The 3,833-nt window shown below is 66.4% G+C and carries 5 protein-coding genes; 3 read left to right on the top strand and 2 right to left on the bottom strand.

Annotated elements, in window-relative coordinates; translation table 11 throughout:
* From AC1D12_RS27390 to AC1D12_RS27380, 3 genes are all read left to right on the top strand, one after another.
* A partial coding sequence (locus tag AC1D12_RS27390; RefSeq protein ID WP_477844192.1) for a hypothetical protein occupies positions 1-902 on the top strand: 902 nt, incomplete at its 5' end.
* A gap of 14 nt (positions 903-916) precedes the next feature.
* Complete coding sequence (locus tag AC1D12_RS27385) at positions 917-2,011, top strand: S1 family peptidase (protein WP_477844194.1); 1,095 nt, start codon at positions 917-919, stop codon at positions 2,009-2,011.
* On the top strand, positions 2,008-2,442 hold the full coding sequence (locus tag AC1D12_RS27380; protein ID WP_465113278.1) for a hypothetical protein: 435 nt from the start codon (positions 2,008-2,010) through the stop codon (positions 2,440-2,442). Before AC1D12_RS27385 ends, AC1D12_RS27380 begins: the two co-directional genes overlap by 4 nt.
* Before the next feature lie 29 nt (positions 2,443-2,471).
* On the opposite strand, the gene AC1D12_RS27375 is transcribed toward AC1D12_RS27380, so the two are convergent.
* Together AC1D12_RS27375 and AC1D12_RS27370 are read right to left on the bottom strand one after the other, a co-directional pair.
* Entirely contained in the window at positions 2,472-2,813 is a 342-nt protein-coding gene (locus AC1D12_RS27375) for a hypothetical protein (protein WP_047511594.1), read from the bottom strand.
* Positions 2,814-2,819: 6 nt separating this feature from the next.
* Positions 2,820-3,833: hypothetical protein (locus AC1D12_RS27370; RefSeq protein ID WP_477844190.1), on the bottom strand; the 1,014-nt coding region annotated here is incomplete at its 5' end.

Raw genomic sequence — 3,833 nt, 5'->3', positions numbered from 1 at the left:
CGGTCGTGCTGACCCTCGCGGCGACCGTGCAGGTTCCGGCTGTCCCGCTGGGACTCGAGCTGCAGGCCGGTTCGGCGACCCTGGCGATGGCCGGCGCCTCGGCGATCGGACCCCTGGGGTTGCGTGGCGACACCCGGGTCGAAGGCTTCAGCCTGCTGGCGTCCCCCGACTCGACCCTTGTGCAGGCTTTCATGGCCAACCCCTCCGGTGCGATCGTTCTGCGCGCCGATGAAGCAACGCTGAGCACATTGCGTTGGCCGGCCGATACCCGGCTCACGATGCAAGCCGATCCCGCCATGCTCTCGTTGCGCCTGGAAGGCCCCCGTTCCGGCACGCAGGCGGAGTTCGATTTGCGTGGGCGCACCACGCTGCGCCTGTCGGAGGCCGCGGTGCCGGAGGAACGGCGATACGACCATGGCGAATGGATTCGCGTTTCGGCCGGCGACGCGAACGGCGGCGTCGCTTCGTCGATGTCGCTGTCGCTGAGCCGCGCCGTCGACGCACCCATTCGGCTGAGAGAGCTGCGTCCGGTGGCGCTGCGATTCGCCGAACGGCGAGCCAGCGCAACCGGCGTTGCGGCGGTCGTCTCGAGCATCGAGGGTGGAACGATCACGTTGCCTGCCACGGGTGAGAGCGTCAAGCTCGCGGCCGGTGACTGGCTCGAGCTGGACGGGCTGGTGATCGAGCGTTGCGAAGTCCTGGCGGACGGGCTGCTGACGCTGCGGCTCAACGGCTCCGCCGGTGCAATGCGGCTGAGGGTGGGTGAATTCGAACGCTCGCTCAAGCCGAGCTGGCTTGAATACGCGGCCCGCCACCATCTGATGAAGCTGCTCTGGGGAGCGGCGGCTGTCCTGTGGGGTGCCTTGGCATGGATGCGAAATCAGTTTTCCGACGTGCACTGAGCGGCGCCTTGGCCATGGCGCTCGCCGTCGCCGCAACGGCAGCGACGGCGGCCTCCGACACGACCTTCCTCTCTGCCGAGGAGTTCGGCGAACAGTTGCTCGCCAATGTCGTCCGGATCCGTGCGATCGATCACCAGGAGCACGGGTTCGGACTCATCGTCGGAGCCACGCAACGTCACCTGCTGATTGCAACCGCGCGCCACGTGGTCGGAGGCAGCCAGGATGGCCGTATCGAGGTCATGTTCTGCAAAGCCGCGAGCGAGAAGCCGATCGCCGCCGAACGAGTCGGCGAGTTCAATGCGGATGCCGCCGACGTGGCGTTGCTTCGCGTGGCGAGGCCCGAGGGCTTCTCGGTGCGAACGCGCGCGCTCGCTGACGAGGCGGTCATCGTGCGTGGCGTCGGAACATGGCTGTTGGGCGAGGCGCAGCAGTGCGGTCTTGCACCTCGCAACGGCGCGGTGGCCTACCCGCGCGACGATCGCGACAACCTGCGCATCGAGTTTCCCGGTGCGCTGGGTGGCGCTTCGGGTGGGCCTGTGTTGAGCGGCTACGGCGTCGTCGGCCTCATCACGGACGCCAGCGACCTGAGCTACATCGTCTACAGCGCGGCCGCGCTCGCAGCACGCGTTGCCGTGCAGATGCCCGGCGCGTGGCAACTCGAGGCGGCGCGCAACATACCGCCGACCGATCCTCGTGCCGCCCAGGTCGACTTGTCAGAGACCTTGAACCTGTACCTCTTCAGCGTGCGCAACCTGCATGGCCTGCTCCAGCAGCCCGCCGTGCCGCAAAAACTGTTCTTCGACTTCAGCCGCGACTACAACACGGCGATCAACAGGTTCCGCGATGCGCGCGATCGCTACGACGGGGCGCTGAGTCGCCATTGGCCGCCGAACGTGCTGCCGATGTGGGTCGCTGTGCGCGACCGCCTGTGGGCGGTGCACGAAGTGTTCTGGAAACTCAACGCCGGCGACGCGCGAACCATCTTCGAGACGAAGTCGTCGCCTCCGGAAGTGCAGGCGCGCATGCGTTCTCTCTCGTCCGAACTGGACACATTGCAGTACGGGATCACGGATTTTCTGCAGGTTCTGAACCGAAGGAGCTCACCATGAATCCACCTCGCGCCCGAGCGCCAATCCGCCACCTGTCGCTTCTCTTGGCAGTCGCCGTTCTCATGGCCTGCGGGGGTGGCACCGAGGCCTTGTTCGTGCCGTTCTTCAGCTTTGTCTTTCAAGATAATCTCGACAATCCGACGCTTCACATGTCGTTGAAGCCCAGCGACGACTGCAGCAGCAAGGGCACCCTGCCTGCCAGCGCCAACATGGATGTCGTCAACGGAGGGACCGCCGCGTTGACGGGCACTTACGACGGCCGTGACCTCTCCATCACGCTCAGCCAGCCGTTGGGCAGCTATCAGGGAACCTACAGCGGCCACTTCGTTGATCGCGACAACATCAGCTTCAAGCCGGCACCGGGCGGCACGGGCCAGCCCTTCACCGTCACGCGCAACTTCAATGGCGGTGCGCTGCGCAGTTGCCCCTGAAGATCGAGGTGCGGGCCAGGTGGAACTCGCTAACCAGGGTCTGCCCACAGCGTGTCGGTCAGCATCTGGGCGATCACCTCGTCGAAGAAGTCCGTGCCCTCCAGTGCGACGCGCGTCTCTCCGGCCGGCAGAAGGTTGCGCTCGGCGAGGGTGACGCGCACCTTGTCGATGTCCTCCGCCAGGATGAGCAGCGTCCTGATCTCGTAGCCCGGCTTGAGGCCTTGCTGCGCCCACGCTTTGAAGGAAGAAAGCTCACCTCCTTCTCGAAAGACAGGCAGCAGCCCCCCGTAGTGCGTTCCGTTGAGCGTGTGGAGGGCCATGACGGCGCCCGCCGAGTCCGCGATCAGCAGGACGATGAACTTGTTGTCCATGGCGACCTACTGGCGGCGTGCCGTCGCGATGCGCCGGAGGGCCTCGGCGCTCTCGACGCGGCCGTGAAAGCACTCGATCAGGTCGCAGAGATGCACGGCACCGGAAGCGTGCACGTCGACCGACGCCGCCATCTTCTGCTGCGCATAGCGGCGCATCAGCTCGCCGCTGCGCTCGCCGGGAAACAGCGCGAACCGCATCGCGGCCGCCAATCCCTTCTCGATCTGGTCGAGCCGCGGCTGCAGGCTGGTCTCGATCTCGTTGACCAGGGCTTCCGCCTGCGAGATGTGCGCGGGCGACAACGGCTCCGAGCCGCACAGGTGGATCGCCACGAGTTGATCCAACTGCGAGCGGACCATCGTGCGGCGCACCGCGTACGACACCGGACGCAACAGCAGTTCATCACGCCCGCGCTCGTCGTCGATGCCCGCCTCGGCCACGCAGGCGACCTGCTTGCAGCGATCGAGCAGGCTGACGATGTTGACGCAAAGGCATTGCTCCCGGACGTACCTCGCAAGGTCGAACTCGCTGCCGTCCGCATGCATGATCAGGCGGCTCGCGTTGTAGACATGGAGGCCGGCGAACCAGTCCGCGAAAGCCTCTTCGGCCAGCGCCTCGAGCGACAGGCAGTAGCCGGGATCACCCCCGTCGACGCGACGCCAGACCTCCTGCGCCATGCCCGGCAGCATGGGAAGTTGAGGCAGCCAGCGTTCCAGGCATAGCCGGGCGGCGTCCGGGCCCATGTCGCGCCGCGCCCACGCCTTCGGCTCCGGCCGGCATAGATGGCCGAGCTCATGTGCCAGGCCAAAGAACCAGACCGCCACGTAGGCCTCGCCGATGGGCTGCATCTCGAGATCCATCAGCGCCGCGCCAGGAATATCAGCCAGCATGATGGTCTCGTCCACGACCGACTTCAGGAACGCGCGGATGGCCCACTGCGGGCCCCTGTGACGCACGGCCAGTTCCGCCATGACGCGCAGGCATGTGCGCTCCGCCAGTTCGACCCGAAAGTCGTCCAGCAT

The sequence above is a fragment of the Rhizobacter sp. P1_G5 genome (assembly GCF_056405435.1).
The sequence above is the reverse complement of the archived record's forward strand: the minus strand, read 5'-3'. Positions and strand labels throughout refer to the sequence as shown.

Coding starts and splice junctions, on each gene's coding strand:
- AC1D12_RS27375 (WP_047511594.1), bottom strand. CDS start 2,813: ATGGACAACAAGTTCATCGTCCTGCTGATCGCGGACTCGGCGGGCGCC.
- AC1D12_RS27385 (WP_477844194.1), top strand. CDS start 917: ATGGCGCTCGCCGTCGCCGCAACGGCAGCGACGGCGGCCTCCGACACG.
- AC1D12_RS27380 (WP_465113278.1), top strand. CDS start 2,008: ATGAATCCACCTCGCGCCCGAGCGCCAATCCGCCACCTGTCGCTTCTC.